The organism is Lacinutrix cladophorae, from assembly GCF_053604645.1.
Map to the genome: position 1 here is coordinate 1 of NZ_JBSHNR010000031.1, position 591 is coordinate 591.

The 591-nt window shown below is 37.1% G+C and carries 1 pseudogene; it reads right to left on the minus strand.

From position 1 onward, the window contains the following. Nucleotides 1-591: pseudogene (locus tag ACVC3Y_RS00150) on the minus strand (gliding motility-associated C-terminal domain-containing protein); the annotation flags it as partial.

Below are 591 nucleotides of genomic sequence, written 5' to 3' on the forward strand. Positions count from 1 at the left end.
ATAGTACCACCAGCTCCACAAGTAGAAGCAAGGTTAGTAAAAGCATAATCAGAATTTACATCAAAAACAGCGTCTGTATCACAGCTATCTGTACCACAAGATTGAAGTGCTAATATATTAGCAGCATTCCAATCGTTAGCGATGGTTTCATTATCTGTACCGTTACATTCTATAGTTTCATCTACAACCGTACAAGCTGTTAAGTCTGGACCAATAGAATCTTCAAGAGTAAGCGTTGCAGTAAGTATGGTTTCATTTCCACAATCATCTGCTACGGTATAGGTAACTAATATAGTACCACCAGCTCCACAAGTAGAAGTAAGATTAGTAAACACATAATCAGAATTTACATCAAATACAGCATCTGTATCACAGCTATCTGTACCACAAGATTGAAGTGCAAGTATGTTTGCAGCATTCCAATCGTTAGCAATGGTTTCATTATCTGTTCCATTACATTCTATAGTTTCATCTACAACCGTACAAGCTGTAAGATCAGGACCGATAGAATCTTCAAGAGTAAGTGTCGCAGTCAGTGTAGTTTCATTATCACAATCATCCGATACCGTATAGATTACAGTAATAGTACCA